At 66.6% G+C, this 25,877-nt stretch carries 26 protein-coding genes; 10 read left to right on the forward strand and 16 right to left on the reverse strand.

Annotation, left to right across the window (positions count from 1 at the left end; translation table 11 throughout):
- Positions 1 to 4 precede the first annotated feature (4 nt).
- The gene (locus AL755_RS19780) at positions 5 to 1,147 is read right to left on the reverse strand and encodes an acetate/propionate family kinase (RefSeq protein ID WP_054012474.1); all 1,143 of its coding nucleotides are present in this window, start codon (positions 1,145 to 1,147) and stop codon (positions 5 to 7) included.
- A complete protein-coding gene (gene pta / locus AL755_RS19785; RefSeq protein ID WP_082369439.1) occupies positions 1,147 to 3,354 on the reverse strand; it encodes a phosphate acetyltransferase in 2,208 nt (735 codons plus the stop codon). Before pta ends, AL755_RS19780 begins: the two co-directional genes overlap by 1 nt.
- Positions 3,355 to 3,489: 135 nt before the next feature.
- Between pta and AL755_RS19790 the strand changes: the two genes are divergently transcribed.
- The gene (locus tag AL755_RS19790) at positions 3,490 to 4,239 is read left to right on the forward strand and encodes a hypothetical protein (RefSeq protein WP_054012475.1); all 750 of its coding nucleotides are present in this window, start codon (positions 3,490 to 3,492) and stop codon (positions 4,237 to 4,239) included.
- A 176-nt stretch (positions 4,240 to 4,415) separates the two neighbouring features.
- Positions 4,416 to 5,309: a serine protein kinase RIO gene (locus AL755_RS19795; RefSeq protein WP_054012476.1), complete on the forward strand. Its 894-nt coding sequence runs from the start codon at positions 4,416 to 4,418 to the stop codon at positions 5,307 to 5,309.
- Between the two features lie 119 nt (positions 5,310 to 5,428).
- On the opposite strand, the gene AL755_RS19800 is transcribed toward AL755_RS19795, so the two are convergent.
- The 4 genes from AL755_RS19800 to AL755_RS19815 form a co-directional block, all read right to left on the reverse strand.
- Positions 5,429 to 6,037, reverse strand: a complete 609-nt coding sequence (locus tag AL755_RS19800) for a GDSL-type esterase/lipase family protein (RefSeq protein ID WP_202813538.1) — start codon at positions 6,035 to 6,037, stop codon at positions 5,429 to 5,431.
- Complete coding sequence (locus AL755_RS19805) at positions 6,034 to 6,333, reverse strand: hypothetical protein (protein WP_054012477.1); 300 nt, start codon at positions 6,331 to 6,333, stop codon at positions 6,034 to 6,036. The genes AL755_RS19800 and AL755_RS19805 overlap by 4 nt, the downstream gene beginning before the upstream one ends.
- Before the next feature lie 28 nt (positions 6,334 to 6,361).
- Positions 6,362 to 7,999, reverse strand: coding sequence for an ATP-binding cassette domain-containing protein (locus AL755_RS19810; protein ID WP_054012478.1), 1,638 nt, complete (start codon positions 7,997 to 7,999; stop codon positions 6,362 to 6,364).
- Between the two features lie 193 nt (positions 8,000 to 8,192).
- Entirely contained in the window at positions 8,193 to 9,182 is a 990-nt protein-coding gene (locus AL755_RS19815; protein ID WP_054012479.1) for a hypothetical protein, read from the reverse strand.
- 106 nt (positions 9,183 to 9,288) lie between these two features.
- Between AL755_RS19815 and AL755_RS19820 the strand changes: the two genes are divergently transcribed.
- Entirely contained in the window at positions 9,289 to 10,032 is a 744-nt protein-coding gene (locus AL755_RS19820; protein WP_054012480.1) for a M50 family metallopeptidase, read from the forward strand.
- A gap of 4 nt (positions 10,033 to 10,036) precedes the next feature.
- Here the strand turns inward: AL755_RS19820 and AL755_RS19825 are convergent, their stop codons facing one another.
- Positions 10,037 to 10,603, reverse strand: coding sequence for a dihydrofolate reductase family protein (locus AL755_RS19825; protein WP_054012481.1), 567 nt, complete (start codon positions 10,601 to 10,603; stop codon positions 10,037 to 10,039).
- 69 nt (positions 10,604 to 10,672) lie between these two features.
- On the reverse strand, positions 10,673 to 13,054 hold the full coding sequence (gene secA2, locus AL755_RS19830; RefSeq protein ID WP_082369440.1) for an accessory Sec system translocase SecA2: 2,382 nt from the start codon (positions 13,052 to 13,054) through the stop codon (positions 10,673 to 10,675).
- Positions 13,055 to 13,277: 223 nt separating this feature from the next.
- Here secA2 and AL755_RS19835 point away from each other — a divergent pair, with 223 nt between their 5' ends.
- Positions 13,278 to 13,769: a GtrA family protein gene (locus AL755_RS19835; RefSeq protein ID WP_054012483.1), complete on the forward strand. Its 492-nt coding sequence runs from the start codon at positions 13,278 to 13,280 to the stop codon at positions 13,767 to 13,769.
- A gap of 9 nt (positions 13,770 to 13,778) precedes the next feature.
- On the opposite strand, the gene AL755_RS19840 is transcribed toward AL755_RS19835, so the two are convergent.
- The 3 genes from AL755_RS19840 to AL755_RS19850 form a co-directional block, all read right to left on the reverse strand.
- A complete protein-coding gene (locus AL755_RS19840; RefSeq protein WP_054012484.1) occupies positions 13,779 to 14,258 on the reverse strand; it encodes a hypothetical protein in 480 nt (159 codons plus the stop codon).
- A 97-nt stretch (positions 14,259 to 14,355) separates the two neighbouring features.
- Positions 14,356 to 15,042, reverse strand: a complete 687-nt coding sequence (locus AL755_RS19845) for a tyrosine-protein phosphatase (protein ID WP_054012485.1) — start codon at positions 15,040 to 15,042, stop codon at positions 14,356 to 14,358.
- A gap of 2 nt (positions 15,043 to 15,044) precedes the next feature.
- The gene (locus tag AL755_RS19850) at positions 15,045 to 15,653 is read right to left on the reverse strand and encodes a GNAT family N-acetyltransferase (RefSeq protein WP_054012486.1); all 609 of its coding nucleotides are present in this window, start codon (positions 15,651 to 15,653) and stop codon (positions 15,045 to 15,047) included.
- Between the two features lie 152 nt (positions 15,654 to 15,805).
- Between AL755_RS19850 and AL755_RS19855 the strand changes: the two genes are divergently transcribed.
- The 4 genes from AL755_RS19855 (at position 15,806) to AL755_RS19870 (ending at position 19,399) form a co-directional block, all read left to right on the forward strand.
- Positions 15,806 to 16,240: a VOC family protein gene (locus tag AL755_RS19855; protein WP_054012487.1), complete on the forward strand. Its 435-nt coding sequence runs from the start codon at positions 15,806 to 15,808 to the stop codon at positions 16,238 to 16,240.
- A 42-nt stretch (positions 16,241 to 16,282) separates the two neighbouring features.
- A complete protein-coding gene (locus AL755_RS19860; protein ID WP_054012488.1) occupies positions 16,283 to 17,236 on the forward strand; it encodes a 1,4-dihydroxy-2-naphthoyl-CoA synthase in 954 nt (317 codons plus the stop codon).
- A gap of 12 nt (positions 17,237 to 17,248) precedes the next feature.
- Positions 17,249 to 18,412: an AMP-binding protein gene (locus AL755_RS19865; protein WP_054012489.1), complete on the forward strand. Its 1,164-nt coding sequence runs from the start codon at positions 17,249 to 17,251 to the stop codon at positions 18,410 to 18,412.
- Positions 18,413 to 18,520: 108 nt separating this feature from the next.
- Positions 18,521 to 19,399 (forward strand): 1,4-dihydroxy-2-naphthoate polyprenyltransferase, encoded by an 879-nt coding sequence (locus AL755_RS19870; RefSeq protein WP_054012490.1) that lies wholly within the window; start codon positions 18,521 to 18,523, stop codon positions 19,397 to 19,399.
- Between the two features lie 22 nt (positions 19,400 to 19,421).
- Here AL755_RS19870 and AL755_RS19875 read toward each other — a convergent pair whose 3' ends face one another.
- Together AL755_RS19875 and AL755_RS19880 are read right to left on the reverse strand one after the other, a co-directional pair.
- Complete coding sequence (locus AL755_RS19875) at positions 19,422 to 20,063, reverse strand: TIGR03085 family metal-binding protein (RefSeq protein ID WP_054012491.1); 642 nt, start codon at positions 20,061 to 20,063, stop codon at positions 19,422 to 19,424.
- Positions 20,064 to 20,156: 93 nt separating this feature from the next.
- Complete coding sequence (locus AL755_RS19880; RefSeq protein ID WP_054012492.1) at positions 20,157 to 20,477, reverse strand: DUF4229 domain-containing protein; 321 nt, start codon at positions 20,475 to 20,477, stop codon at positions 20,157 to 20,159.
- A gap of 73 nt (positions 20,478 to 20,550) precedes the next feature.
- On the opposite strand from AL755_RS19880, the gene AL755_RS19885 reads away from it, so the two are divergent.
- Positions 20,551 to 21,012 carry a cell envelope integrity protein TolA gene (locus AL755_RS19885; protein WP_082369441.1) on the forward strand — a complete coding sequence of 154 codons (462 nt, stop codon included), beginning with the start codon at positions 20,551 to 20,553 and terminating at the stop codon, positions 21,010 to 21,012.
- Between the two features lie 204 nt (positions 21,013 to 21,216).
- A complete protein-coding gene (locus AL755_RS22660; RefSeq protein ID WP_082369442.1) occupies positions 21,217 to 22,209 on the forward strand; it encodes an endonuclease domain-containing protein in 993 nt (330 codons plus the stop codon).
- A 108-nt stretch (positions 22,210 to 22,317) separates the two neighbouring features.
- On the opposite strand, the gene ccsB is transcribed toward AL755_RS22660, so the two are convergent.
- The 3 genes from ccsB to AL755_RS19905 are packed head-to-tail and all read right to left on the reverse strand — an operon-like array spanning position 22,318 to position 25,873.
- Complete coding sequence (gene ccsB / locus AL755_RS19895) at positions 22,318 to 23,394, reverse strand: c-type cytochrome biogenesis protein CcsB (RefSeq protein WP_054012493.1); 1,077 nt, start codon at positions 23,392 to 23,394, stop codon at positions 22,318 to 22,320.
- Positions 23,394 to 25,118 carry a cytochrome c biogenesis protein ResB gene (gene resB, locus AL755_RS19900; protein WP_054012494.1) on the reverse strand — a complete coding sequence of 575 codons (1,725 nt, stop codon included), beginning with the start codon at positions 25,116 to 25,118 and terminating at the stop codon, positions 23,394 to 23,396. Before resB ends, ccsB begins: the two co-directional genes overlap by 1 nt.
- The gene (locus tag AL755_RS19905) at positions 25,118 to 25,873 is read right to left on the reverse strand and encodes a cytochrome c biogenesis CcdA family protein (RefSeq protein ID WP_054012495.1); all 756 of its coding nucleotides are present in this window, start codon (positions 25,871 to 25,873) and stop codon (positions 25,118 to 25,120) included. Before AL755_RS19905 ends, resB begins: the two co-directional genes overlap by 1 nt.
- Positions 25,874 to 25,877: the final 4 nt, after the last annotated feature.

Genomic DNA, 25,877 nt, shown 5'->3' on the forward strand with positions numbered 1-25,877 from the left:
GCCGCTACCCGGCCCGGGCCTGAAGCACGACGGCGGCGGTCGCGTCCGCGATGGCCCGCTCCTCGTCCGTGGGCACCACCAAGACGGGGATGGCCGAATCGGCGGCGCTGATCACCCGGGGCGCCGATGAGCGCTCAAGGTTGGCGGCGGCGTCGAGCTTGATGCCCAGCGCCCCCAGCCGGTCCGCGACCAGAGCACGGAAGGCGGCGGAATTCTCGCCAATCCCGGCCGTGAACACCAAAGCTTGAGCCCCGCCAACGGCCACATGGTAGCCGCCAATGTACTTCGCCAGCCGGTATGAGGCCACGGCCAACGCAGTCCGGGCCCGGCCGTCCCCGGCCTCGGCCGCGTCCACGATGGCCCGCATGTCGTTGTCGCCGGCGAGTGCCTTGAGCCCGGATTCACGGTTGAGCATGGCGTCGATGTCGTCCGCGGACAGGCCCTGGCGCTGGAGGTAGATGAGGATTGACGGGTCGAGGTCGCCGCTGCGGGTGCCCATGACCAGGCCCTCCAATGGCGTGAACCCCATGGACGTGTCCACGCTGGCCCCGCCCTGGATCGCCGTCAGCGAGACGCCGTTGCCCAGGTGCGCCACCACGGCGTTGAACTCCTTTAGCGGGATGCCCAAAAGCTCCGCGGCCCGGCCCGTGACGAACTCGTGCGAGGTTCCGTGGAAGCCGTAGCGCCGGATCCCGTACTGCCGGTACAGCGGATCCGGCACCGCGTACCGCCACGCGTGCTCGGGCAGCGTGCGGTGGAAGGCGGTGTCAAAAACGGCCACCTGCGGCAGCGCCGGCCACTTCGCCGTGATGGCCCGGATGCCCAGCACGTTCGCCGGATTGTGCAACGGGGCCAGCGGGTTCAACCGCTCGATGGACCGGGTGATCTCGTTGTTGATCAGCTCCGGCTCGCCAAAGCGCTCCCCGCCGTGCACCACGCGATGCCCGACGGCGTCCAGCGGCTTCCCGGCCAGCTCACGTTCCAGCGCGGCCGCGACCAATTCCATGGCCTCGCCGTGGTCCGCCGGCCCGCCCGCGCCTTCGCCGATGCGTTCAATCTGCCCGTTCGCCTCGACCTCCTGGGTGACGGTGTCCCGCACCTGGTACTTCAGCGACGACGAACCGGAATTGATGACGAGCACGCGCATTAGGATTCCTTCGATTCGGGGGCGGTGGTTGAGGTTGTCGAAACCCCGTGGGTCTCGGTGGTTGAGCTTGTCGAAACCGCGGGGGCCTCGGTGGTTGAGCTTGCCGAAACCCCGCGGGTCTCGACAAGCTCGACCACCGGCGTCTGGGCCTGGATGGCGGTGATGGCCACGGTGTTGACAATGTCCTCCACGGTGCAGCCGCGGGAGAGGTCGTTGATGGGTTTGCGCAGGCCCTGCAGTACCGGGCCCACGGCCACCGCGCCGGAGGATTGCTGCACGGCCTTGTACGTGTTGTTGCCGGTGTTCAGGTCCGGGAAGATGAACACGGTGGCCTGCCCGGCGACGTCGGACGCGGGCAGTTTCGAGGCGGCAATCGCGGCGTCAACGGCGGCGTCGTACTGGATGGGGCCCTCGATGGCGAGGTCGGGCCGGGCGGCGCGGGCCAGTTCGGTGGCCCGGCGCACCGCGTCCACGGCGGTGCCGGACCCGGAGCCGCCGGTGGAGTAGGAGAGCATGGCGACGCGCGGTTCCACCCCAAACTGGGCTGCGGTTTCCGCCGAGGCGATGGCGATGTCGGCCAGCTGTTCCTCGTTGGGCTCGGGGTTGACGGCGCAGTCTCCGTACACCAGCACCCGGTCGGCGAGCAGCATCAGGAATACGGAGGAGACCAGCCGGACACCGTCGCGGGTTTTCACGAATTCCAGGGCCGGGCGGATCGTGTTGGCGGTGGTGTGGGCGGCGCCGGAGACCATGCCGTCCACGTAGCCCAGCTGGACCATCATGGTGCCAAAGTAGGATCCGTCCGCCATGACTTCGCGGGCCCGGGCCAGGTCCACGCCCTTGTGGGCGCGCAGTTTTTGGTATTCCACGGCGAACGTCTCACGCAACGGGGAGGTGGCCGGGTCCACGATGTCCACGCCGTCCAGGACCACCCCGTGGGCTGCAGCCAGTTCGGCGACGGTGTTCGGGTCCCCCAGCACGGTCAGCTCGCATACGTCACGGCGGTGCAGGATTTCCGCGGCCTGCAACACGCGCACATCGTTGCCTTCGGGCAGGACAATCCTTTTGCGTTCGCTGCGGGCCCGTTCAATCAGCTCGTGCAGGAAGCGCAGCGGCGTCATGGTGGCCGGGCGCGGCAGCGCCATTCTTTCCAGGAGTTCGGCCTCATCCACGCTGCGCGCCCAGGCGCCCATGGCGGCAGCAATCTTTCTGCGCTGGCCGGAGTGGATCTCGCTGCGCACCTCAATGACGGCGCGGGCGGTGCTGAACGTGTCGTCGTCGTGCCTGAAGATCGGGAACGGGGCGTGGGCCAGGATGGGCAGCACGTTCGGGTCCGGGGCCAGGCCGCCGGTCAGGATCATGCCGCTGGGCACGGGGAACTCGGGGGAAAACGCGGAGGCCAACGAGGCCACCATGACGTCGGCCCGGTCGCCGGGAACGATCACCAGATCGTTGGCGTCCAGCAGGTGCAGGAAGTTGCCCACCGTCATGGCGGCCACCTTGATGGCGTGGACGTCGCGTTCCAGCTCGGGACTGCCGGCAATTTGCTGCAGGTTCATGGTCTTGGCGACCTCGCCCGTGGTGGGCCGGGAAATTTCGGCAATCTCGGGGATCACGTAGACGGGCCGGTGGCTGGCCCCCGGGCGGACGGCGGCCCGGATCGCGTCCACGGTTTCGGGATCGGCCCGGTTGACCATCATGGCCAGCAGCGAGCAGTTCGCCGCCACGAGTTCCTTGCGTGCCACGTCGACGGCGTCGGCCGATTCCTCCGCGGTGAGGCCGCGGGCACCGATGACGGCCAGGACCGGCAGTCCGAGGTTGTTGGCGAGGCGGGCGTTGAGGTCGAATTCGACGGCCGCGTCCTGGCCCGTCAGGTCCGTGCCCTCCACGATGACGACGTCGCACTTCTTGGCGATCTCGCTGTAGATTTCCACGCACCGTGCGTCGATTTCCTCGCGCTTGCCGGCAGCGAGCAGGGCCCGGGCCTCGGCGCCGCTCATGCCTGCCCGGCACACGTCCGGGTCAAGCTGGTACATGCGCCGGAGCATGACCACCGTGGGGTCCTGCTCCGCGTCGGGGCCGGAGGTGATGGGCCGGAAGAATCCGATCTTGTCGGCGTGCCGGTGCAGGACATCGGCCAGGCCCAATGACACCAACGTTTTCCCGGAACCGGGCGTGGTGGCGCTGACATATATTCCACGAGTCATGGTCAGACCTGCCTTTCGAGCGTCTCATCCCATCCAAACACGCCGTGACCGCTTGCGGGTCAAATAGGGGCGGGAATCACGCCACCCTTAGACCCACCTCACGCCGGGTGGCGGATCCCATCTAAGGTTGAGCCCATGGACGGACTCGGCGACATCTTATTTGGCCCTATCGGCAGTGCCGCGCAGGCCACGTACCTGCTGTTGCGGATCCTGGGCGGGCTGATCCTGTGCTTCGGCCTGGTGTTTATCGCCCGGCGCAGCGACCTGGGTTGGCTGCTGGCGGCGGCGTCCTTCGCCCTGACCATCCTGTCGGGGCTGTTCAACTTACCGTTCATCTTCCTGCCGTCGGGGACCTACCTTGCCCTGTATATGGTGGGCTCCTGGATCCCGCCGCTTCTGGGCCTGGCCGCCTGCATCTATGGGCTCGCCTGGTTCAGGCGGGCCCCCGCCTCGGACGCCCTGGTCCGGGACATTTCGCGCCGGCCCTTCCATGGCGCCGACCTGGTGGCCCCGCTGGCTGTTGCCGTGGTTTATGCGGCCGCAACCATGTTGCCCGTGCTCATTGTGGGAGCCGCAATGCCGGGCCTGTCGGCGACGCCGGGCGCCTATGGATCCAGCCTGAGCGTTTCCTTCCCGCTGGGGCAGGTCTTCCTCGGCGGGCTCATGGAGGGGCTGCTGGTTGCCGCGCTCGTGGGGCTGGCGCAACGATCCCGCTGGGCGTGGCTGTTGATGGTGCCCGCGGCCATTGCGGCCCTGATTGGCACGGCGCTGACGGCCCAGGGGTCCGTGCTGATCTTCCTCTACCTCGCCCAGGGCGCACTTGCCCTTTACGGCTGGAGCCGCTGGGGCGCACTACGGGCGGATCCTCAGCGGTCGGGGTCCTAGAAGTCCTCCGTGTATTGCGCCGATCCTTGCCACGGAACCGTTGACACCGTCGCGGCGGGCGTGGTGGGATTGGCATGAATTGTTCGGCATCGACCCTAAGGAGGATCCAATGATTGTTCGTTCAGCTGTTCGCGCCCAAAACATCATTTTTTCCTCCCACAGGAGTCGATTCACCCATGAAGTATTCGCCTGACCTTCAACACTTCGAAGTATCCTTCAGCAATTCCTCCCCTCGCAAGCGAGGCAAGAAGCCGCGCCTCGACAGCTCCGCCGATTGGAACATCCTCGATGATTCGCTGGCCGATAACCAGCGCTGGTCCACGTGGCCGGACCTGGAAAAGCTCATGCGCGGCCCGCAACCATATCCGGATTTCGTCATCGAGGACGCCGGGGCCATTGACACCGAGCTCGGCGTCCTAAAAACGGGCAAGGAGGCGGACGTGTTCCTGGTGGAGCGCGCCACCGAATCCCGCAGCGCACTCCTGGCGGCCAAGCGCTACCGTTCAGCGGACCAGCGCCTGTTCCACAGGTCCTCGGCCTATACGGAAGGCCGATCCGTGCGCCGTTCCCGCGATGCCCGCGCCGTCAAGAACGGCAGCAGCTACGGCCGTGAGGTGGAGGCCGCCCGCTGGGCCGACGCCGAGTGGACGTACCTGCGCATGGCGTTTGAAAATGGCATACCCGTGCCATATCCGGTGCAGATCTCCGGCACCGAGATCATGATGGAGTTCATCGAGGACCCCGACAATCCCGGCAGCGCCGCACCCCGGTTGCAGGGCGTCCATCCGGATTCCGAACGCCTTCGCAGCTATTGGGAGCAGCTGGTGGATGCCATGACGGCGTTCACCCGGATGGGGTTTGCGCACGGTGATTTGTCGCCGTACAACGTGCTGGCCGCGGGCGATCGGCTCGTGATCATCGACCTGCCCCAGCTGGTGGACCTGGCCGGCAACCTGCAGGCGGCGGACCTCCTGGCCCGGGACTGCAGGAACATGTGCGCCTGGTTCACCGCCCGCGGCCTGGAGGTCGACGACGGCGAACTCCTCGGTGAGCTCCTCGCCGTCCGGTAATCCCCAGCCGGTGGTCGAGCTTGTCGAGACCCCCGGGCGGCGCCCCATCCGGTGGTCGAGCTTGTCGAGACCCCTTGATCTCGACAAGCTCGATCACCGGACCCCCGGGCGGTGAGATCTTACGCCGTTGCGCCCATCCAGCGGTCCCATGCCGGTAGCACGAGCTCAATCAGTGCCGCGTAGCCCTCGGACCGCGGATGGGCGCCGTCGCCCTCGAAGACCTGCCTGCGCCATACGGGATCCTTTTCCAGGGCGGGGAAGACGTCAACGTAGGGGATGCCACGCTCGCGGCATAGTTGGTCGAAGCGGGCGGAGAGCCGGCCAATCTGGAAGTTCTGGCCGTCGTCGACAATGGCGGGCGGGCCCACCACCAGGACGGGGTCGCCCGCGAAGGAATCCAGGATGAGCTCCAGGTTCGCGCAGGATTCCTCAAACGGGACCCGCGGCGCTCCGCCCAGTTCAACGGTGTCGTTGACGCCCATGGAGAGGACAACGCGTGTCTGTCGGGCCGGGGAACGGCGCGAGCCGACTTCGTTGGCACACCTGGCAGCGATGTCGGCAGAGGTGTTGCCCCGGATGCCCAGGTTGTACGCGGTGACGGGGTTTCCCGTTGCCGCCGCCCGGGCCGCCAGCCGGCCTGTCCATCCCAGCACCGTCTCATCCCCAATGCCGGCAACGAAGGAGTCGCCGAGAAAGCAGACCTGGACAGGCAGCGTTTCCGAGCTCACCGCACTGCCGGTCGGATGCTGCCCGGGCCGAACGGCAGCCACGGCGCGGAATAGACCAGTGGTGCCGTGGCGCCGGGCTCCACCTCGAAGGCCACCTCGCCAAACTTCCAGAGCCGGTTGAACAGGAAGATCCGCACGGTGGCAGCGCCCTCGCCGGGGACCTTCCAGTTCCGGGTCCCCCACTGGGTGGGCTGGGCCAGGCCGTTGACGACGACGGTCGGTTTGGGAAACCAGCCAAGCCACGGTTTGCGCAGGGTCAGTTCAAAGCGGGGCGGAGTTGTTTGGGGGTTGGTCACGGGTGCCAGCCTACCGGGACGCGGCTCGTCACCGCCGCAGCTCCCAAACCCGTTGCGGCGCCAACGCTGCCAGGAAGCCGTCATCATGACTGGAGACAATCAACGCACCCTGGTAGTCGCCCAGCGCGGAGACCAGCTGTTCCGTTGATGCCAGGTCCAGGTTGTTGGTGGGCTCATCCAGCAACAACAACTGCGGGGCGGGTTGGGCCAGCAGGATCCTGGCCAGGGCCACCCTGAACCGTTCTCCGCCGGACAGCTCGGCCACGGACTGGTTGACCAGGTCGCCGCGAAAGTGGAAGCGGGCCAACTGCTCGTGCACCGACGTCGCCGGCGCGTCCGGTGCGGCAGCCCGGACGTTGTCGATGACGGATGCACCTTCATCGAGCCCCTCCCAGGATTCGCCCTCCGCACCAATCCGCTGGCGAAGGTAACCCACCGGAACGGCAGCCAGGGGCCGAAGAGCGTTGAGCAGGGACGTCTTGCCCACGCCGTTCGGCCCCGACAGCACCACTGTTTCGGGGCCGCGCAGCACCAGGCGGGAATCGGCGGCCGACGGGGTGCCGCCGTCGTACAACACACCCAAGGGGACTAATTTGGCTTGGACATCAAGCACCGTCCGGCCGGAGGGAACGGCAGTGCCGGGCAGCTCGATCCGAATGTGGTCATCGGACGGTACGGCGTCGCGGGCGTCGGAAAGTGCTGTAGCGGCATCGCCCTCCCGCCCGGCCATGGTGCCGCGCATTTTGCCGGCCGATTCCTCCGCGCGCTTGCGCAACTCGTTGGCCAGGATCTTCGGCAGGCTGTCCGCCGCCTTGCGGCCTTGCTTGGCGCGGCGGGCGATCTTGGTTTCCGCCTCGATGCGCTGGCGTTTCTCGGCCGCAAGCCGGGCCCCGGCGTCGCGCACCAAGCGTTCGGCGCTCTCGCGTTCGGCTTCGCGCCCGGCAACATAGCTGTCCCAGTTGCCGCCATGCCGCACCAGTTCCACCCGAACTCCCGCGTACGCCCGGCTGCGGACCGGGCGGAGCTCGGCAATGGCGTCGACACGCTCCAACAGCGCCTTGTCGTGGCTGGCCACCACGAGGGTTCCGCGCCACTTCTCCACCGCGGCGTACAGCCGGGCCCGGGCCGCCCGGTCCAGATTGTTGGTGGGCTCATCGAGCAAGGTGATGGGCCGGCCTGCCAGCTCCAGGCCGGCCAGGGCGGTGATCATGGCCTCGCCGCCGGACAACGTGCCCACCGTGCGGTCCAAAAACTCCGGCCCCCGAATCGGCAGGCCGTACCCCGCGAGCAGGGCCGTGGCGCGTTCCTCAATGTCCCAATCGTCGCCGATCTCCTCGAAATGCCCGGCCTCGCCGTTCCCGGAGAGCACGGCCGCCAGGGCACGCCGCTTGGCGCCGAGCCCCAATAAATCCGTGACGCTTTGCCCCGTGTGCAGGGTCAGTTTTTGCGGCAGATAGGAAACGTCCGACGCCGTGACCAGGGTGCCGCTGCCGGGCGCCAGTTCACCGGCAATCAAGCGCAGCAGGGCCGTCTTGCCGGTACCGTTGGGCCCCACCAGCCCGGTTCGACCCGCGGTGAAGTTCGTGGTGAGGTCGGTGAAAACGCCGGTGCCGTCCGGCCACGAAAAGGTTACGTGGGACAGCGAAATGGGATGGGTGTTCTGCATGGTTCTCCTCGGATGCGAAAGGCGCCGGGAGCCGTACGCGGCCGCAAAGCGGGCGGGCGCACGTCGCTGCGACGCGGATTAGGCGAAGGCGAGCAGAATCTTCAACGAACGATCCTTACGGAGGGAACAGAACACTTTCAGTGTGGCACGGGCCGGGGCGGTGCTGTCAACCGTCACCGGGTCCCGGCCATGGTCAGGACGCCAGCAGCGCGGCCTCATCCTCCGCGCAGAGCCCGGAGGCGAGCTGCCGCCCGGCCCACGGCTCCTCGGCCACAATGATGTCCCCGAAGGTATCCGCCAGGGGCCGGCGCACCATCCCCCAGTCCAGTGCCAACGCGTCGGAACGGCGGGCGAAGCCGGCATAGTCGTCCTCCAACGGCAGCACCAGCGGCAGCGAACGGGGCCCGCTCCAGGGCGCAACACCGTCGTCGGCCATCCGGGACAGCGGGTAGAGGGCCAGCTGGGGGTTCGTGTGGGCGGCCTCCCGCGCCGCAATCAGGGCATCCAGCAGCGGCACGGACCGGCCGACGGCGTTGACGGCCCCCGTGCGCCCGGCAAGCCCGGCGGTGAGGATGAACGCGGTCAGGTCGCGAACGTCGATGAGCTGCACATGTTGCGGGTAGGCCGCACCGTCGTCCTCCGGCACCAGCAGGGGCTCGCGCGGATCCGCCACACGCAACGGCCAGTAGCTGCTGCGGCCGCTGGGATCCCCGGGGCCGCCAATCAGGCCCGGACGGACCATCAGCGCCCGTCCGCCACGGGCCTCGCCAATCAACTGTTCACACCCGGACTTCGCCTCGCCATAGAGCTCGGGGGTGCATTCCGCGCCGGCGTCCAGCGGGGCCAGCAATGCCGCATCCTCCCGGGCGCCCGGCTCGGAATGATCCGCATAAACCGAGCACGATGACACGAAAACCCAGTTCCGCGAGCGGATGACGGCCGCCGCGGCGCCGGCGTGGGCCGGCCGCCTGGCCAGCTCCACCACCAGGTCCCAGTCCCGCACGGAGACGCCGTGGTAGGCGCCGGGCTCATCCCTGTCAGCCGTGACGGCGGACGCCCCTTCCGGGAAGTCGCCGGATTCGCCGCGGGCCAGGGCCGTGACGTGGTGCCCGGCCGCGAGCGCCTGCGCGGCGACGGTGCGTCCCAGCCAGGCGGTGCCGCCAAGAATCAAGATATGTGCCATGCGCTCCAGCCAACCCCTTGCGCACGCCCGGGGCAAGTGGTTTCACGGCGAGCGCAGCAGCACCGGCCCACACAGGCTTTTCGCATAGGCTTCCTGCGTGATGATTATGGAACCAAGCAACGCAGTGGCCACGTGGTGGCAGGCCGTACTGGCAGGATTTGTCCGCACCGGCGCACCCGCGATCCCGGCACCGATCCTGCTGGGCATCGTTGCGGCGGCCGTGGTGCTGAGCATCCCGCGCGCCACCTGGCGCTGGTTTGGCCTGTACGTGACGTTCGTCCACGAGCTCGGCCACGCCTTTGCCGCGCTCATGACCGGCCGAGTGGTCCACGGCTTGAAGATCGGCCTTGACCATTCCGGCCAGCTTGTCAGCAGCGGCCGCCGCGGCTTCAGCGCCGTGTGGTCGGGATTTTGGGGCTACCCGGCACCGGCCGTCGTGGGCACCGTCCTCGTGTGGTCCGTCACGGCAGGCTGGGCAGGGGCTGCGGCATCCATTGGCGCGCTCATATTGCTGCTGGCGTTGCTGTTCCTGCGCAACTTCACCGGCATTGTGGTGGCCCTGGCCAGCGCCGCCGCCGCGCAAGCCCTCGTGATGTTCGCCGACCCCCGCACCGTCAGCTACGCCGTCCTGGCGCTGGGGATTGCGCTCGGCGTCGGTTCGGTGCGCGACTGGTTCAAGGTGGCAGCCGTCCACACCCGCCGCCGCGAGCATCTTGCCAGCTCCGACGCCTACATCCTGGCCCGCTCCACGGGTGTGCCGTCCGGCGTCTGGCTCACGGGATTCGCCGTGGTCGTGGCCGGTTCGGCGGCGATCTCGGCGTGGCTGCTGTGGGGACTGTTGGGCCGCTAGTTCCTTACGGCGAGTTTTTGACGTCGTAGTGGAGATGGACCACGCCGTTGTGAAAGCGGTGCTCGTCCCGCAGCTCAAGCACCAGCCGGGCGCCGTCGGGAAGTGCCCGTTTTCCGCCGCCCACGATGATGGGCGAGAGGAACAGGTGGACCTCGTCCACCAGCCCGGCCGCGAGCGCCTGGCCGGCCAGTTGGGCACCGCCGATGGAGATGGTGGAGGTGGCGCCGGCCTTGAGCTCGCGGATGGCGTCGGGGTCGAAGCTGGGCTCAATCCGGGTGTTTTCCGTGCTGGCCTCCGCAAGGGTGGTGGAGTACACATACTTGTGCGCCTGGTGCCAGATGTTGGCGTAGTCCCGCGCCACCCGGGGCATATCGGGTACTCCGTACATGGTTTCCCATGCCCGCATGACCTCATACATGCGCCGCCCGTACAGGTAGGTGCCGGTGTGCCGTTCCAAATCGTTGACGAAGGCGTGGACTTCGTCGTCGGGCATGCTCCAGTCAAAGCTGCCGTCGGCATCGGCCACATAGCCGTCCAACGACGTGATGGCCCCGTAGATGAGCTTGGCCATGGACGATCATCCCCTCGCGGTCGGTGAATCCCTAGCCCCAGTATTCGCCCTGGACGGCTGGCGGAACAGCTACCTGCCCATCTTTTTCAGCAGCCATTTCACGATTTGGTCCGACTGGCTGCCGAAAGGGTCCTCGTTGACCACGTAGGTCCAGGTGGACGATGCCCGCCGCAGCCCCGCGGCCTCCAGGTCAACGGACCCATTGACGGGGTGCAGGGCGGCGAGCATGTCCCGGGCGCTGTCATTGGCGCGCTCAAGAAGGCCCTCGAACGCGAGGATGGTTTCCTTGCGGTACTCATCGAGCGGGTTTTGCCGGCCCAGGGCGCGCAGGTGGATGGCCGCCCGCTGCTCCGACAGCAGCGCCAGGTGGTCGCTCCACAAGGAATCAAGGGCGAAGAGCAGGACTTGCCGGCAGACATGGACGACGCCGGCCTCCCCCAGTTCTGCGCGCAGCTCCGCCAGGTGCGCCTCGCCTTCGAAGGGTTCCAGTGCGGCCGCATCCCGGGTCAGGACGTCGGATCGTTCGGACAGCACCACGCGGCGCTGGTAGGCAATCAGTTCGTTGTATTTCCAGGAGTTTTCCTGGGTGGTGAACCGCTCCTGCTCTGCCAGCCGTTGGGCCCGGTCCAGCAGCTTGGACACGCCCGCCCGGGTCACCAGTCCGGCGTCGTCCGTCTCCCCTTCCACGGATCCGCTCAGTTCGAGGCCGTGGCTTTCCTGGCCGTTGGCTGCCGGGTCCTCGACGCTGGAGTAGATGACACCGGCGCCCGGGTCCCCCTGCCGCCCGGCCCGGCCTTTGAGCTGGGCGTCAAGGCGCGGAGAGTAAAAACGGCCCACCACCATCACCAGCAGGCCACCCAGTGCGGCAACTTCCCGGTGGCCGGCCGCCGTGGCATCCGTGCCCCCGAGCAGGATGTCGGTGCCGCGGCCGGCCATCTGGGTGGACACGGTGACGGCGCCCTTCCGGCCGGCCTGGGCGATGATCTCCGCTTCCACGCCGTCGTTGCGGGCGTTCAGGACCGCGGCGTCGACCTTCTTGTCCCGCAACAGCGCGGCGAAGCGTTCGGAGGTGGCCACGTCATGGGTGCCGATCAGCACGGGCTGCCCCGTGGCGTGGGCTGCCAGCACCGCCGCGACGACCGCCGCATCCCGCTGCGCGGATGTGGCATAAATGAGCTCGGGCAGGTCCTTGCGGATGCAGGGTTTGTGCGGCGGGATCGGGCCGGCGTCGAGTGTGTAGTTGGTGCGCAGGTACTCCGCGACGGCCACGGCGGTGCCGCTCATGCCCGTAACGGTCGCGAACGATCTGATGAGGTCGCGCACCAGCAGCTGGTCCAGGACTTCGCCATGTTCGGTGGTGGCCAGCCCTTCCTTGGTTTCGACGGCGGCCTGCAGGCCATCGGGCCAGCGTTGCAGGGAGGCCACCCGGCCGCGCGAATCGGAGATGATCTGGGCCTGGCCGTCCCTGACGATGTAGTCAACGTCGCGCTGCAGGAGCACCTGGGCGTGCAGGGCCACGTTGATGGAGGAGAACAGGGGTGTGCCGGCCGCCGAATACAGTTCGACGCCGGGCCAGCGGGCCTCGGCACGGTCGATCCCGGCATCCGTGAGTGAGACATTGCGCTTGTCGGCTTCCACCGTGAATTCGACGTCGGCCCGCAAACTTTTGACAAAGTCAGCCACGTCCACGGACTGCAGCTCGGTGCGGGCCCGGCCGGCCAGGACCAGCGGCACCGTGGCCTCGTCGACCAGCACCGAATCAATCTCATCGACGATGCAGGCGTCCAGCGGTTGCAACACGGTTTCGGCCGGGTCGGTCACGGTGCGGTCGCGGAGCACGTCAAAGCCAAGTTCGCTGACCGAAACGTAGACAACGTCGGCCAGGTACGCCGTGCGGCGGGCCGCCGGACCCATGGTGGCCGTCACGGAGGCGGCACTGACCCCGATGGCCTCAAAATACGGACCCATCCAGGCGGCGTCGCGCCGGGCCAGGTAATCGTTGACCGTCAGGACGTGGACGCGGCTCCCGGACAGTGCCTGCGCCCCGGCCACAAGGGCGCCCACCAGTGTCTTGCCTTCGCCCGTGGCCATCTCCACCACGGTGCCGCGGAGCATGTTGGCGGCCGCGAGCATCTGGGTGTCAAAGAGCGTCAGGCCCAGCGTCCGGAACACAACGGCCCGGGCGCAGACCAGGTAATCCTCGATGGCTGTCTCCGGCCACGGGGCCTTGGCGTCCCGGGGCGCGGCCCGCAGCGCATCCAGCAACCCCTCCACTGCGGCCAAGTCCGGCGCCAGTGCGCGCGCAACAGCCCGGTCCACCACGGCATCGAGGCGATCCGTTGCGGCGACACCGGGGGCGTTCATGAGCCAGTTGCGGAACTTCTTCGCCAGCCGCGGGCGGCCACCGTTCCTTGATGGTGGGGTGGGAGTCTCTTCAGGGAAAGTTCGCATTGCTTCATCAGCCCGGGGTTGTCGGAAATAGCCGCCACGTGATCGACCCGGCCGCGTAAGGCTCAACTATGAGCTAAGTCACAATTGACACAATAACGGCTCGTTTACGCACATTCTAAAACTTCACAGCCGGATCAGCTAACGTAAGCATAGGACAGCGAACCCTCCTCGATGCCCGGCCGATGGTCATCGAGCATCGGAATGCTGCTCTCCGGAAGGCCCCATGGAAATTATTGACAAGCTGCGGAACCTGATTGTTCTGTTGTGGCGCGAAGTCCTCAAGTTCGGCGCAGTGGGCGGCCTGGGCTGGGTGATCGACAACGGTATCTATACGATTCTCTGGCACGGCCCCATGTCCGAAAGCACCATCAAAGCCCGCGTGGTATCCACGGTTGTCGCCACGCTGTTCGCCTGGTTCGCCAACCGTTATTGGACGTTCCGGCACCGCCGTTCCGAGCGGGTCTGGCGGGAATTCTCACTCTTTGTGGTCATGAACGTGCTGGGACTGGGAATCGTCCTGGCCTGCCAGGTGGTCTCCCGCTATGTTCTGGGCTACACCTCCTTTAGCGCCGATTTCATCTCCGGCGGCGTGATCGGCTTGATCCTTGGCACCATCTTCCGATTCCTGGCCTACCGGTACTTTGTTTTCACCGAGGAGCTCGCCGACGTGCTGGACACCTCCGACGACGTCGCCCTCGTCGGCCCCGGCCGCTAGCCGTTCCGGTCAGGTCAGGAAATACTCGCTGCGCAGCTCCGCTGATACGGCGGGAATCCCCAGGGCCAGCATTTTCCAGCCGGCCCCCAAGGGTGTCCGGCCAAGCCTGGCCGCCAGCACGTCCAGACTTTCACCGTTCCGCCACCCGGTCCGCAACATCTCCTGGCCCTGCGGGGAATAGGGCTTCCCGGAATTCGCTACGGCATTCTCGTCGCCCAAACTCCCTTGGATGCCAAAGATCAAGCGGATCAGCCGGGTGACGATCTGCTCCACCTCAAGGCCGCAGATCTCTTCAAGGCTGTACAGATCCACTCCCTGGTCATAGAGCTCCAGCACCTGGACAGTCTCGGCATGGGTCCAATCCCTTTCAAAGGAGTCCAGGTACGTCGGCCAGACGGTGACAACCACGTCCTGCGACTTCCGCGGCCGCCGGGGCGGTACGCACACGGGAATTTCCGTTTCTTCGGTCCAGGCTCCGATTTCAGTCACTGTGCGCCTCCAGAATCACGATCCTTCGATTGCACTGAACCCTAGCCGCGGGCTCCGACACTCGGCGGCGTTGACCTGCGGATCCCGCGCCCCAAGGTCAGGGCCGGCAGCGGGCCACGACGGCGTCGATCTGCCCAGCCGTGACTCCGTTGGCCAGCAGGAAGGCCCGTACGTCGAGGCCGCCGGCAAATCCCGCCACGGCGTGACCGCGGTCCGCCACCACACCGGCCAGTTCCGCATCCGCCAGATAGTGCTCGTAAGGGTGTTTCACGGGGGATATCAGGTGCCATTCATTGATGCCGCGGGCGGCAAGTTCATCCTGGCGCCCAATCTCCTCCGATTGCCCGGCCAGGGCCAGCAGCATCGTGGCAATGAGTCCCGTCCGGTCCCGCCCGGCCGAACAATGGATCACCACGGCTCCCCGCGCCACGGCCAATTCCTTGAATACGTCGGCCACGCGGTCCGGAAACAGGCGCAGGATGTCTGCATAGAGCCTCGGATGGTTCATATAGGGGTGGAACAGTTCCGGGTACCGGGCATCGTCGGGGTTTTCCGTGGGCGAGTTGACGACGTCGAACCCGGCCATCGCCTCCTCTCCCACCACAGGGTCGGTGGGCCGGCGCTTGCGCTCCCCCGGATTCCGCAGGTCGATCACGGTGCGGACGCCGTCGTCGTACACCTGCGCCCAGCCGCGCTCGGTGAGCCATTCGCTGCGGCCCATCCGGTAGATGTCGCCGGCCAGCCGGCGGGCGTTGACGGCACCCTCCCACTGGGGCTCGTGCATGCTCAGCGCTGCTTGGCCAGGCGGAAGTCGAGTCCGCTGCGGACCTGCGGCCACTCGGAGGCGATGATGGAGAAGACCACGGTGTCCCGCAGTGAGCCGTCCGGCATGCGGCGATGGGCCCGGAGCACGCCGTCCTGCTTGGCGCCCAGGCGGGCAATGGCCTCACGGGACTGGGAATTCATCCAGTGCGTGTGGAAATCCACCGCCGCGCAACCCAGCGAGTCAAAGGCATGCGCAAGCAGCAGCCGCTTGCTGTCGGGGTTGGTCCCGGTTCCCTGCGAACTGGCGGCATTCCACGTTGCGCCAATGGCAAGCCGCGGGACCGAAAGGTCTATGGCGTAGTAGCTGGTCAGTCCGATGATGCGGCCGGGCTCCCCGGTCACGGGATCATTCAATCGTGTTGTGAAGGACAGTTCGGTCCCCGCGTCCCGGGCGGCCAGGCGTTTCTGGATCTCAGCGCGCATGCCCTCGGGCCGCGGCACGTGGGTGTACCAAAGGTTCCACAGCTCGCCATCGGACGCCGCCTCGACCAGACCGTCGTGGTGGTCCTCGTTCAACGGCTCGAGAGTAACGTATTTTCCGCGGAGGGTGATGGGCTCAATGGCTGTCATAGGAAAAACCCTAGTCGACGCCGCGCGCCATTACTTCTGCGTCGAGTTTGTTGTTAACCACGCGCCACTTTCAAAGTGGCGCGTGGTTCGCGGCAAACTCATCGCACGCATAAACACTGGACGTCCGGCACGCAGCCCAGCAAACTTTGATCATGGCATATTCCCTGCAAATAGTCGTTGACAGCCCCCATCCGCACGCGCTGGCCGATTGGTGGGCCGAAACCATGGGTTGGGAGGTGGAGCCCTCCGACGAAGCGTTCATCCGCATCATGGTGGAACAGGGCCACGCCACCGAGGACCAGACCACGCACCACAACGGCAAGCTGGTCTGGGCCGTGGGGCAGGCCATCACGGCCGGACAGACGGCCGGAACCGGGCAGCCGCGGATCCTGTTCCAGCTCGGCACCGACGCCAAGCAGGGGAAGAACCGCGTGCACTGGGACGTGCGGCTGGACGGCGAGGACAAGGCGGCCGTCCGGGCCCGCCTCGAGGAGCGCGGCGCAACGTTCCTGTGGGAGGCCAGCCAGGGGCCGTATTCCTGGATCACCATGGCCGACCCCGAAGGCAATGAATTCTGCATCGGCTGAGCGGGCAAAGCTGGGCCGGGCCCGGCCGCTAGAATCACTAGGGTGAGCGCAGATAATCTTCCCGAGCAGGTTTCCGACATCTTCGACCCCACCCGATGGCGTGTGGTGGAGGGCTTCGACTTCACGGACATGACGTACCACCGCCAGGTGGAACGGGATTCGAGCGGTGCCATCACAAGAGACCTGCCCACGGTCCGCATCGCCTTCAACCGTCCCGAGGTGCGCAACGCCTTCCGCCCCGGCACCGTGGACGAACTGTACCGCGCCATGGACCACGCCCGCATGACCCCGGATGTGGCCACCGTGCTGCTGACGGGCAACGGACCCTCCCCCAAGGACGGCGGCCACAGCTTCTGCTCGGGCGGGGACCAGCGCATCCGGGGCCGCGACGGCTACAAGTATGCCGACGGGGACACGAAAGAAACCATCGACCCCGCCCGCGCCGGCCGCCTGCACATCCTGGAGGTCCAGCGGCTCATGCGCACCATGCCCAAGGTGGTGATCGCCGTCGTCAACGGCTGGGCCGCGGGCGGCGGGCACTCCCTGCACGTGGTGGCCGACCTTTCCATCGCCTCCCGCCAGCACGGGAAGTTCAAACAGACCGACGCGACGGTGGGCTCGTTCGACGCCGGCTACGGTTCCGCGCTGCTGGCCCGCCAGATCGGCCAAAAGGCTGCCCGGGAAATCTTCTTCCTTGCCCGCGAGTATTCCGCCGAGGACATGGTCCGCATGGGGGCCGTCAATGAGGCCGTGGACCACGCGGAGCTGGAAAACACGGCGCTGGAATACGCCGCGGACATTGCCCGGCAGTCCCCGCAGGCCATCCGCATGCTCAAGTTTGCGTTCAACCTGGCCGATGACGGCCTCGCCGGCCAGCAGGTCTTCGCCGGGGAGGCCACCCGCCTGGCGTACATGACCGACGAGGCCGTGGAGGGTAAGGAGGCGTTCTTGCAAAAGCGCGACCCCGACTGGTCCTCCTTCCCTTACTACTTCTAATAGGCACCCCACATGACCATTGAACCCCTGCTCAAAGCCCTCTCCGACGCCCTGCACGGCGAGGGCCCTGCCGTGCAAATCACGGCCCCCGCAACTCCCGGTGAGGCCGCCGAATTCACCTTGATCCCGCAGGACCAGCTCGGACTGCCGGCGGGCAGCGACACCGAAATCGCCGCCGTCGTCCTCACCTCCGGCAGCACGGGCCAGCCCAAGCGGACCATGCTCAGCGTCGATGCCCTGGCGGCGTCGTCGGTGGGCACGGCCATGGCGTTGCGCGGCGAGGGGCAATGGCTGCTGGCCCTGCCCATGCACTATGTGGCCGGGCTGCAGGTGCTGGTCAGGTCCCTGTTCGCGGGCACCCGCCCCTGGGTCATGGACCTCTCCGGCGGCTTCACGCCCGAGGCCTTCACGGCCGCGGCGGAGGAATTGACCGACAAGTTGCGCTTCACCTCGCTGGTGCCCACGCAACTGACCCGCCTGCTCACCAACCCGTCTGCCGAAACGCTCACGGTGCTGCGCCGCTTCAACGGGATCCTGCTGGGCGGCGCCCCGGCCAGCCCGGTGCTGCTGGAGGCGGCCCGCGGCGCCGGCATCAACGTCATCACAACCTACGGCATGAGCGAAACCTGCGGCGGTTGCGTGTACGACGGTGTCCCCCTGGAAGGCGTGGAGGTCGCCATCCGCGACGGCCGGGTCTGGCTGGGTGGCGAGGTGCTGGCCGAGGGCTACCTGGGCGACGACACGTTGACCGCCGGCGCCTTCTTCGACGAAGAGCTCGACGGCGAAACCGTGCGCTGGTACCAAACCGGCGACCTGGGCGAACTCGACGCGGAGGGGCGTTTGCGCGTCCTGGGCCGGGTGGACGACGTCATCATCAGTGGCGGCCTGAAGATCTCCGCGGCGGCGGTCACCGACGGGCTGCACCGGGTGCAGGGCGTGCGCGAGGCATTCGTGGGCCCCGTGGACTCCGCGGAGTGGGGCCAGCAGGTGGCCGCGCTCGTAGTGGGCTCCTGCTCCGCCGACGAGCTGCTGGCCGGCGCCGCCGCCGTCCTGGAGCCACACCTGGTACCCAAGACTGTGGTGTTCGTCTCCGAGCTGCCCGTGCTATCGACCGGAAAACCCGACAGGAACGCCATTTTGGCCCTGTTGGCGGACGCCGCGACCACCGGATCCTAGGGCCCACCCGGCACAATGGAAGCAGGCGGGTCTTCGCGGCACGGTTGCGAAGCGCGCCGACCTCGATTTTCCCTGTCATTTTTGTAGTTCCCGCGAAGGAGTAGTGCTGTGGCCACTGTTGGTCAATGGATTCAAGGTGCCCGGTTGCGGACGCTTCCGATGGCGGTGGCACCGGTGATCATCGGCACCGCGGCCGCCTACGACCTCGATGCCCTGCATTGGGGCCGGGCCGTACTGGCCGCCCTCGTGGCGTTGCTGCTGCAGATCGGCGTGAACTACGCCAACGACTACTCCGACGGCATCCGCGGCACCGACGAGGTCCGCGTGGGCCCGCTGCGCCTGGTGGGATCCGGGGTGGCCAAGCCGCAGCACGTGAAAATGGCCGCGTTCACCGCCCTGGGCCTGGCCATGGTGGCCGGCCTGGCGCTGGTGTTCCTGTCCCAGGCCTGGTGGCTGCTGCTGGTGGGTGCCGGCGCCGTACTGGCCGCCTGGGGCTACACAGGCGGCAAGAACCCCTACGGCTACATGGGCCTGGGCGACGTTTTCGTGTTCTTCTTCTTTGGCCCGGTCGCCACGCTCGGCACCACGTTCACCCAGGCCGGCTCGGTGAGCACGGCGGCAGTCCTGGGCTCCATCGCGACCGGACTGATCGCCGTCGCACTTCTAATGGCGAACAACGTCCGCGACATCCCCACGGACAGTGAGGTGGGCAAGCGGACGCTCGCGGTGCGGCTCGGGGACAGGAATGCACGGCTGAGCTACGTGGTGATGCTGGCGCTGTCGGTGGCCATCATGATGTTCCTGGTGCCCGCGAAACCGTGGCTGCTGCTGGTGCTGCTGCTCATCCCATTCATGCTTATGCCCAGCTGGATCATGCTCAAGGGCAAGAAGCGCAAGAGCCTGATCCCGGTCCTGAAGCAGACGGGCCTGCTCAACCTGGGCTTCAGCGTGCTGTTCTCCGCCGCAATGGTGCTGACCCACCTCTGAGCCCCACCGCTTCGCAGATAAGTCAGTCCTTGCGGGTGATCCACTTTTCGAAGGACGCCACGGCCTCGGGCTTGCCCGTGATGTCGACGGCGGCCGCCGCACGGCGGCCGCCCAGATACAGGGCCAGTTCCACCGGGCTGCCGGCAATCACGACGCCGTCCACGCCCTTGCGGACCACGGCGGATTCCTTCCCAGGCCAGGCAAGGCTCACCCCCACGGGGCTTGAGCGGTAGCTCAACCGGGCCATGAGCGGCATGCGCTTCCACAGCGCATCCAGCTGGGCGGCCGGCAATTCCCGCGGCTCCACAGGCCCGGCGCCACGGCGGAGGTCCTCATGGTGGATGACGTATTCGAGCAGCTGCACGGCGTCGCCAAACCACGTCATGGGGTTCAACGGGCCCGTGCCGGCGGCGAACCTGGCCACCAACGCCTTGTAGCCTTCGGGGGTTACTGCCGTGGCCACGAGTTGGCCCAGGTGCTTCTCCTGGCCGGGCGGGGCCTTGGCGGTCTCGTCCTTCAGCCGTGCAAAGGGCGTGTGCTCGCGTTGCACCAGGTGCCCCAGGAGCCTGCGTGCATTCCACCCCTCACACAGGGTGGGCGCCTCCGGATCCGTCGCGTTGAAGGTTGCCACGAGGGCCTGCCGTTCCGTATCCATCCACCGCATGCGCGGATCCTTCCACACTGATTTCGGGGGTCTTGGCGGCGCCTTGTGGGCCGGTTGCGCTGCTCCGCTGTTCGGCAGCGCTGTGCGGCCGGATTATTCGGCCGGGCGGACCTTGGGTTTGCGGTCGGCGTCAATCCAGACATCCGGGTTGGCGTCGATCAGGGAGTCCTCGGCGTCGGCGTCGGCCAGGGCGCTTGCCGACTGGGTGGTGTCGGCGTTCGGGGCAAAGCGGTCGGCGATCACGGCCGTGGCCCCGTCGCGCTGCTTGCGCAGGAAGAAGAAGCTCACCACAAAGGCGCAGAGGGCCGCAATCAGGGCCGCGGTCATGGGGGTGAAGTTCAGCGCAAGCTTGGCGATGAGGAAGAACGCCACAAAGAGCACGCCGCGAATCAGGGAGTATTTGAAGAAAGCCACGGCGCTTAGTTTAGCCGTTGAAGCTGGACGTCCGCCCCGAGCGTCAATTTGGCCCGCGACGGTAGAATGAGGCATGCGCTATATCCCAGTGATCTTCGGTGTTGTTCTCTTCATTTACGGGCTCATCGACTGCCTTCGCAGCGACCCCGCGGATGTTCGCAGCATTCCCAAACCCGCCTGGATCCTGGTGATTTTGCTGTTGCCGCTGGTCGGCGTCATCCTGTGGTTCTTCTTTGGCCGCCCCCGCTACTCGAACGCCGCGGCCTCACCGATGTCCGGCCGGGCCGGTGCGGGCCCCCGCGGCCCCTCGTATTCGGGTCGTCCCAACCAATATGTGGCCCCCGACGACGACCCCGAGTTCCTGCGCAACCTCCAGCTGTCCCAGGCACAGAAGGCCGAGGCGGAGCGGCTGCGCAAACTCAAGGCCGAACTCGATGCCCGCGAAGCCAAGATCCGTGCCGACGAGGCCCGCGAGGAAAAGCTCCGGGCGGACAAGCACCGCGAGGAACACCCCAACGACGAGACGAAGCACTAGAACCCGCCTCAGCCGAGTGCGCACTTAAGGTGACTCCCACACCACGGGGGTCACCTTTTCTGCGCAATGGGCCCGCCCGGGTCGGGTCCCGCCCGGCCGGAATTCTGGCCCGTATCCGCCGAAGCGGCCACTCGTTGTCCACAGATTCGTCGTTCAGGTCCGCAAGCCGCCCTGAACGGACCAACGGTCGGCGCTAATGGATGCATGAAGCACCCCGATCCCCTTCCCCCGCACCTGGCCGGCCGACCCTTCACCCTGGACGAATCCCGGGCTGCCGCGATTCCCCGCAGCCGGACACGCGCAGCTGACCTCTGGAACCCAAGCCGCGGCATCCGGGTACCTAAGGGCGCCGACGTCGACCTTGTCGACCGCTGCCGGCCGTACACCGAGCTGACGGGTTCCGGCGTTGGCAGCCACCTGACGGCGGCCAGGATCCACGGGCTCTACCTGCCGCATTGGTGCGCCGACCGTCAAAGCCTGGAGCTGACAACTACCGGAGGACGGGCCGAGCCCCGCAGAAAGAATGTGATCGGCCACCGCCTGCATCTCGCGCCGGAAGACGTGGTCCGCATTCGCGGTGTTCCGGTCACTTCCATCCAGCGGACGTTGTTGGACCTGGCCCAACTACTTGCACTGGATGACCTCGTGGTGGTTGGCGATCAGATTGTCTGCTTCCATGAACGCGACTACCGGCCTGCCACCATCCCCATGGTCCCGTTGGACGTCCTCAAGGCCTGCATCAGCACCCGTCACGGCCTTCGCGGGCTGGCCAAGCTGCGTGCCGCACTGGACTTGGTGCGCGTCGGCGCCGACTCCCCACCGGAGACAACTATCCGGCTGATGATTGCCCGTTCGACGCTGCCCACCTTCGAGCCGGGCTGCGAACTACGTGATGCCACCGGGCGTTCCCTCATCAGCCCCGACCTGGCCTGCGAGGAATTCTCAACGTGCATCGAGTATGACGGCGCCCACCACCGCACTGCCGAACAACTGGCTCGGGACCACGACAGGGACTTCATCACAGCCCAGTTGGGCTGGCACCAGGTGCTGCTCAACAACGAGGACCTGAAGGCCGGCAGCGAAGCGGTGGTCACCAAGATTGCCCGCACCCTGGTTCGTGGAGGCTGGTCCGACCCGGATAAGCTGGCCGATCGCTTGCTCCGCGGCTCCCTCGGCACGCGCGCGGACTTCCGTTAACGGCCGAATGCGCAGATAGGGTGACTCCCACCGTTTGGGAGTCACCCTATCTGCGCATTCGAAGGGCTGGTGGTCGGCAAAGCGACCGGACCAACGCTCCGTGGAGAGTTAGCTGCCCACGCCTGCGTAGGAGTGCAGGCCGGAGAAATACAGGTTTACGATCGTGAAGTTGAAGACCACGCACAGGTAGCCAACAATGGACAGCCAGGCGGCACGGGTACCCGTCCAGCCGCGGGTGGCGCGGGCGTGCAGGTAGCCGGCGTAGACCACCCAGATGACGAATGTCCATACTTCCTTGGTGTCCCAGCCCCAGAAGCGCCCCCACGCCTTCTCGGCCCAGATGGAGCCAAACATGAGCGTCAACGTCCAGCCAACGAACGCGATGCCGTTGATCCGGTAGGACATGTTTTCCAGGCTCAGCGCATTGGGCACCAGGCGCATGACGCGCAGCTTGTCCGGCTTGCCGCCCGCAACGGCGGCTTCCCGGCGCGATTGGATCAGTTGCAGCACGGACATGGCGAACGTCAGGGTAAACAACGCCGAGGTCAGCACGGCGATGGAGACGTGGATGACCAGCCAGTAGCTTTGCAGCGCCGGCACCAGGTGGCCCGCAGGGGTCCAGAAGGCGCTGGAGGCAGCGAAGATCATCACTAGCACCAGGCCAATGACGAACGTGCCCAGGAAGCGCAGGTCACGTCGGGTCAGCACAATGAGAAACACCAAGGCGACAGCGAAACCGCCGGTGGTGCAGAATTCGTACATGTTTCCCCACGGCACGCGGCCTGCGGCCAGTCCGCGGAACAGCACTGCCAGGCCGTGGACGGTTGCGGCCACGACGGTCAGTGCCACGGCCACTCGCGCAGCACGACGCTTGACCTTGCCGTAGCGCATGGTGTCGCCGGCGGTGATGCCGTCGGCGCCGTCGTGGGTCTTGCTGCTGGGCCGAACTCCGCGGTCAAGCGGTCCCGCGCCAAGGTCCTGGCCAATCATCTTGCCACCGGACCTGCTGACGCCTGCACCTACAAGCGCCTCGCCTCGAGTCTCGGTGGCAAGTCCCGCCTTGGCGACCTTGCTGAACGAGAACAAGTCCCAGGTATACGCGCAAAACGCCACGACATACGCAAAGCCGGCCATGAGCATGAACTGCTCACTGAGCAGGGCGAACCCTTCATTGATTCCAGGCATTACTGGTCCTTACTAGCCATGGTGACGCCGGATTCGGCGTCGGAATTTTCTTGCTGGTCCCCTTCGGGACGATTGCCCTGTTCACCATTTTGCACTGCCGCTTCCAGCGGCACCACCCATTTGGCATGCAAAGCCTTGCTGATGGCCGCCGACTCCGCCGCCAGGCGGTGGTCCTCACCGCGGGCCAGCAGGCCAAACTCCACCATGGTACGCCCGTCCGGATGGTTGCCCGTACGGACCCATACGCGGCGGCGGTTCATGAACAGGGACGCGATGAGGCCGCCCAGGGCCAGCACCGAGAAGATCAGCACGTAGACCTGCCCGGGATCGTGGCGGACGTCCAGGGCGGCGAAACGCTTGATGCCGTCGAAACTGATGCTGCCGTTACCGCCGGGCAGTGTGTAGGTCTGGCTCGGTCCCAGCACGATGCCGCCGGCCTTCAGGTCGCGGCCGTTGATCTGCTTCAGCTTGGAGGTATCCAACGTGTAGACATTGCGCGGGACGCCGCTGTCGAGGCCCAGATCGCCCGTGTAGGCGTTGAGGTTCAGTTGCGGGTTGAACGGGTCGGGGTCCGAGCCGTAGGCCACACCCTTGTCGTCAACGAGCGCCGTGGGCAGGAAGAAGCCGACAAAGCCGAGCTGGTTAGGCTTGGCGTCCGGGACCTTGATGACCAGCAGCGAGGTGTAGGCGCCGTCCGTGGGGATGGTGATGACGGGGCCCTGGAAGGCGATGTTGCCCTTGCCGTCCTTGACCGTGACCACGGGTGCGTAACCGTTGCCGACCAGGTAGATGTCGGTGCCGCCCAGGGCCACCGGATCGTTAACCTTCAGCGTTTGTTGCTTCGCGGCGGCGCCGGGGGCATCCTTGGTGGTCAGCGTGGCGTTGAAGTCCAGCGGCTGGCCGTAGTGCCCGGGCGATTCACGGTCGTACTTGACCTCAAGTTTGTCCAGCTGCACGGAGTAGGGGGACAGCCGGTCCTCGTTGAAGTAGGCGCCGGGGGTGAAGGTGTCGTAGCCGACGAGCGTGTTGACGAACGTTTCGCCCTCCACAAGGACGCGCTGGCCGCTGTACCCAAAGAGCCCGCTGATCGCGACGGCGGCCAGGACCCCAATGAGGGAGGTGTGGAAAACCAGGTTTCCAACTTCCTTCAGGAAGCCGACTTCCGCACCAACGGAGGGTCGATCGGTGCCAAGGTCGCGCACGTCGACGCGGTAGCGGCGCTTCTTCAGGACTGCGGCGGCATCCTTGATGGCGGTTTCGGCGTCGATGCCGCTGCCCGCCGGAATCTCCACGGTGCCGTATTCGGAGAGCCTGGACAGCCGCTTGGGGGTGCGCGGCGGCACCGAGCGCATGGCCTTCCAGTGAATCTTGGCGCGCGGCAGCACGCAACCCACCAGGGACGTGAAGAGCAGCAGGTAAATCGCGGCAAACCACGGCGAGGAGTACACGTCGAAAAGTTTGAACCAGTCAAGGATGGGACCGGAGGTGGGGTGGTCGGTCAGGTACTGGGTCACGTTGGCAGGGTTCGACGCCCGCTGCGGGAACAATGATCCCGGAACGGCGCCAACGGCCAACAGCAGCAGAAGCAGCAGGGCCGTGCGCATGCTGGTCAGCTGCCGCCAGGCCCAACGGAGCATGCCGAGGAAACCGAGTTTGGGCAGCACGACGTCGTCCTTCGCTGCACCCTTCTTCGTGGATGGTTCTTTCACCGTGTTATTTTCCATCAGATCGGCAATCTCACTTCATTGGCAAACCAAAACTGGAGCTGGTTGATCCAGGTGCCCCATTGCCCCGTGGCCATCAGCAGGCCAAGGACAATCAGCATTCCGCCGCCAAACCATTGCAGTCCGCGGCGGTGCTTGCGGAAGAACGCAAGCGCGCCCAGTCCGCGACGAACGCCCAGGGCGATGAGCAGGAACGGCACACCCAACCCCAGGCAATACACAAACGTTAAGATGGCGCCCTTGGCAGCGCTGGACCCGTCGCTGAAGGCCAGCATTTGCACGGCCCCCAGGGTGGGTCCGGTACACGGCGCCCAGCCCAGGCCAAAGGTGATGCCCAGGACAGGTGCGCCCCACAGCCCTGCCGGCGGCTTCGCATGGACCTTGGCCTCGCTTTGGAACCAGCTCAGGCCACCCAGGAACACGATGCCCAGCAGGATCACCACGACGCCGAGGACCTGGGTGACCCAGGCGGCATCGGGGCCCTTGAGCCAGGCACCCAGCTGGCCAAACACGGCCCCGATGAGCATGAAGACCACGGAAAAGCCGAGTACGAACAGTCCGATTCCGGCGAACATCCGGCCGCGGCGCTGCTGCTCAAGGTCAACTCCGCTCAGTCCGCTGACGTAACCGAGGTATCCGGGTACCAGGGGCAGCACGCAGGGTGAGGCGAAGGACACAAGTCCGGCCAGCAGGGCGACCGGCATGGCCAGCAGCATTGAGCCACTGGCGACAGCTTCGGCGAAGGGGTTGTTCACGTTC

Origin of the sequence: Arthrobacter sp. ERGS1:01, assembly GCF_001281315.1 — a bacterium.
GTDB lineage: Bacteria > Actinomycetota > Actinomycetes > Actinomycetales > Micrococcaceae > Specibacter.